This window comes from Mycobacterium sp. IS-2888, from assembly GCF_001954215.1.
In the GTDB taxonomy this organism is placed as follows: Bacteria; Actinomycetota; Actinomycetes; order Mycobacteriales; family Mycobacteriaceae; genus Mycobacterium.
This window is the reverse complement of sequence record NZ_MBET01000080.1, coordinates 1-3,762: the sequence shown is the minus strand read 5'-3', so window position 1 is coordinate 3,762 and position 3,762 is coordinate 1. Positions and strand designations below refer to the sequence as shown.

4 protein-coding genes are annotated in these 3,762 nt (G+C 69.2%); 2 read left to right on the top strand and 2 right to left on the bottom strand.

Going from position 1 to position 3,762, the window contains the following annotated elements; genetic code table 11:
• Window positions 1-215: 215 nt before the first annotated feature.
• Both A5745_RS15665 and A5745_RS15660 read left to right on the top strand, forming a co-directional pair.
• Window positions 216-968, top strand: coding sequence for a YebC/PmpR family DNA-binding transcriptional regulator (locus tag A5745_RS15665; protein WP_076064622.1), 753 nt, complete (start codon window positions 216-218; stop codon window positions 966-968).
• 64 nt (window positions 969-1,032) lie between these two features.
• Window positions 1,033-1,575 carry a class I SAM-dependent methyltransferase gene (locus tag A5745_RS15660; RefSeq protein WP_254848595.1) on the top strand — a complete coding sequence of 181 codons (543 nt, stop codon included), beginning with the start codon at window positions 1,033-1,035 and terminating at the stop codon, window positions 1,573-1,575.
• Here the strand turns inward: A5745_RS15660 and A5745_RS15655 are convergent.
• Window positions 1,572-3,155: a polyamine aminopropyltransferase gene (locus A5745_RS15655; protein WP_076117158.1), complete on the bottom strand. Its 1,584-nt coding sequence runs from the start codon at window positions 3,153-3,155 to the stop codon at window positions 1,572-1,574. The genes A5745_RS15660 and A5745_RS15655 overlap by 4 nt on opposite strands.
• Window positions 3,152-3,607, bottom strand: coding sequence for a DUF350 domain-containing protein (locus tag A5745_RS15650; protein ID WP_076064620.1), 456 nt, complete (start codon window positions 3,605-3,607; stop codon window positions 3,152-3,154). Before A5745_RS15650 ends, A5745_RS15655 begins: the two co-directional genes overlap by 4 nt.
• Window positions 3,608-3,762: the final 155 nt, after the last annotated feature.

Genomic DNA, 3,762 nt, shown 5'->3' with positions numbered 1-3,762 from the left:
GCGACAATCCGTAGGATCTCCGGTGACCAGGCCCGATCCCCAGCCGTCCGGCTTGTCGCTGTGAGGCGGGCACATCCTGTATCGCTGCTGTTCTGTGACAGCTGGGGACGCTGAGTCGTAAGGGGCATCGTCGGAGTACCGGCGCGGTCCGTACACGTAGACTCGTTGATCGGATTTCAAGCAACAGAAGAGGTCGGAAGAGGGATGTCACACCGATGAGCGGCCATTCCAAGTGGGCCACCACCAAGCACAAGAAGGCCGTCATCGACGCCCGCCGCGGCAAGATGTTCGCGCGGTTGATCAAGAACATCGAGGTCGCGGCGCGCGTCGGTGGCGGTGACCCCGCGGGCAACCCGACCCTGTACGACGCCATCCAGAAGGCGAAGAAAAGTTCGGTGCCCAACGACAACATCGAGAAGGCCCGCAAGCGCGGGGCCGGCGAGGAAGCCGGCGGCGCCGACTGGCAGACAATCACCTACGAGGGCTACGCGCCCAATGGAGTGGCGGTGCTGGTCGAGTGCCTGACCGACAACCGCAACCGTGCGGCCAGCGAGGTCCGAGTGGCGATGACGCGCAACGGCGGAACGATGGCCGATCCGGGATCGGTTGCCTACCTTTTCACCCGCAAGGGCGTCGTCACCCTCGAGAAGAACGGCCTGACTGAAGACGACCTGCTGGCCGCGGTGCTGGACGCCGGTGCGGAGGACGTCACCGATCTGGGCGACAGCTTCGAGATCATCACCGAGCCCACGGATCTGGTCGCCGTGCGAACCGCGTTGCAGGAGGCCGGGATTGACTACGACTCCGCCGAGGCGGGGTTCCAGCCGTCGGTGACCGTTCCACTCGATGCCGACGGCGCGCAAAAAGTCATCCGGCTAGTCGACGCGCTTGAAGAGAGCGACGACGTCCAAGACGTCTACACCAACGCCGACATCCCCGACGAGATCCTGGCCCAGATCGAGGAGTGAGCTGAGCGGCCCTGTCGTAAACCATCACGCCGACCACCCGGGCTTCGCCGGACCGATCGGCGTGGTGGCCGCGCTCGGCATGCTCGTCATGGGGCGCCGTAACGCGCGGCTGGCCGTCGACCTGGCATCGGTATCCGATTCCGACCGTGTGGTCGACGTCGGCTGTGGTCCGGGCAGCGCGGTGCGGGCCGCCGCCCGGCGGGGCGCCGAAGTCGTAGGTGTCGACCCGAGCCCCGTCATGTTGCGTCTCGCCCGCGCGACGACCCGCGACCCCAACGTCAGCTGGTCGCCCGGCGGCGCCGAGGAGCTGCCGGTGGACACCGGCTGGGCAACCGTCGCGTGGTCGCTAAAGACCGTGCACCACTGGAAGGACGTGACCGCCGGACTCGCCGAGCTGCGACGGGTGCTGGCATCGTCGGGGCGCCTGCTGGCGATGGAGCGCCAGGTGGACCCGGGCGCGACGGGCTTGGCGAGTCATGGTTGGACCGAACCGCAGGCCGATTCCTTTGCGGCACACTGCGATGCGGCCGGCTTCAAAGTCGTTCGCGTCGACCGGCATCCCGCCGGTCGAGGCGCCCTGTGGGTGGTGCGAGCGGTAGCGCCTTAGTCGTAGCCGTGGCGCATGTCGTCGACGATGCGCGGGTTCTCCAGCGTCGAGGGATCCAGCGTGCGGGGCCCGACGTCGCCGGCGAACACGGTTGCGGCGGCGAGCACCTGCGGGTTGAGGAAGCGCAGCGGCGGCGCATCCGCCGGCAGGGTCGCGCTCGGCGGGATCGCGCCGCGGCGCGCCAGCGCAAACCCCCAGTCGCCGAACGTGGGCACGTGCACGTGGTAGGGCGTGACGGCGTAGCCGGCGGCGTGGATCGTCGAAACCGTGCGCCAGAACGCCGTCGGCGTGGAAAACGGGCTGCCGGCCTGCACGACCACCAGGCCATCCGGCGCCAGCGCATGCGCGGCGAGCGAATAGAACTCGGTCGAATACAGCCGGCCCAGCACCGGTGTGTCCGGGTCGGGCAGGTCGACGATGATCGCGTCGAAGCCCTGCGGCGGGCGCAGCTCGGCGTGCGGCGCCCGAAGCCAGCGCATCGCGTCGTCGATCACGACGGCCACGCGCGGGTTGTCCAGCGCGCCGCCGTTGGCGTCGCGCAAGGTGGTGCGCGCCAATTCGATCATCGCGGGGTCGAGCTCGACCTGCACGATCTTGCCGATGCCGGGTTGGCGCAGCAGTTCCCGCGCCGCCAGGCCGTCGCCGCCGCCCAGCACCAGCACCGACCGGGCGCCTTTGACGTCACCGCCGAGCGCGGGATAGACGAGGCTTTCGGTGTAGCGGTATTCGTCCCGGGTGGAAAACTGCAAGCCGCCGTCGAGGTACAGGCGGGTGTCGTTGTCGCGGCGGGTGATCACGATCTCCTGGTAGGCGGTGTGCCGGTAGGCGATGATCGGGTCGGCGTAGAGCCGTTGCCGGCTGGTGGTCTCGATATCGTGCGACCGCGCCAGCAGCGTGACGAGCAGCCCCAGCGCCGCGGCGAGCGCGCACAGCGCGGTCGCCAGCTGCCGGACGGCAAGCACGCGGCGCAGCAGAAACATCGCCACCACGGCGGCCGCAACCAGGTTGATGATGCCCGTCGCCGCGGCCCCGCGGATCATCCCCAGATGCGGCAGCAGCAGGAACGGCCAGACCAGGCCACCCACCAACGCCCCGAGGTAATCCGCCGCGTTCAGGTTGGCCAGCGTCCGGCCGGCATCCGTGTCGCCCGCGGTGCGGCCCCGCTGCAGCAGCGTCATCAGCAGCGGCACCTCGGCGCCGACCAGCCCGCCGATCAGGGCGGTGCTCACCGCCAGCACCCACGTCGACCCGTCGACGAACGCGAACACCACGTAGAGCGCCGCCGCGGACAGGCCGCCGATGATCCCCAGCGCCGCCTCGACGGCGATGAAGGTGATGGCCGCGTGCCTCAGCAGCGGCTTGATCGCCAGGGCGCCCGCACCCAGCGCGGCGATGTATCCGGCGACGATCAGCGAGGTGGCGACGATGCCGCCGCCGTTCAGGCTCGCCGACAGCGTCAGCAGCGCCAGCTCGTAGACGATGCCGCACGCCGCGCACGCCGCGACGGCGGCCAGCAGCACGGAACGCCACCGCCGCGACGAATCCATGGCCGCGGGCGCCAACGACTCGACGGATGTCATGACACCGCCGCCGCGGTCACCCCTCCCACCGCCAGCAGTATCAGCGCCACCGCGAACGCACCGGGGTGCAGCTCCGGCTCGTCGACGTGCTCGTGGAAACTACCCGGTATCAGCAGGTGCATCGCCAGCAGCGCTATCCCGAGCAGGATCACGCCCACCAACCCGTACACCGCCACCCCGACGAGTCCCTGGCCCAGCTGGCTGTAGCTGTTGGTGATGGCGCTGATGATCACGGTGGCCAGCGCGATGTACATCGCGCCCGCGACGACGACGGCGTTGGGGCGGCGATCGATGAACACCAGCTGGCGCAGCTTTCCCGGGGTCAGCCAGTCGACCATGTAAAAGCCGACGAGCAGCACGGCCATGCCCACTCCGAAGTACAGGATCGTCGCCACTACGCCCTTGAAGATTGGATTGAGGTTGACATTCCCGATCTCGACGGCGAGGTACATCCTTGTCTCCTTTGGGTTTTGGCGTTACTTGGTTCCGCCCGGGCCGCCGGCGGTGCCACCCGCCCCCCCCGCGGGGGGACCCGGGGCTGAACCCGGGGCGCGGCAAAGGCAACCGACCGGGGGGTATACCCCCCCCCAACCATAGACCCGGAAGG

What these genes read in the sequence shown, in the direction of transcription:
- A5745_RS15665 (WP_076064622.1), top strand. Translation starts at nt 216, where the DNA reads ATGAGCGGCCATTCCAAGTGGGCCACCACCAAGCACAAGAAGGCCGTC.
- A5745_RS15655 (WP_076117158.1), bottom strand. Translation starts at nt 3,155, where the DNA reads ATGACATCCGTCGAGTCGTTGGCGCCCGCGGCCATGGATTCGTCGCGG.
- A5745_RS15650 (WP_076064620.1), bottom strand. Translation starts at nt 3,607, where the DNA reads ATGTACCTCGCCGTCGAGATCGGGAATGTCAACCTCAATCCAATCTTC.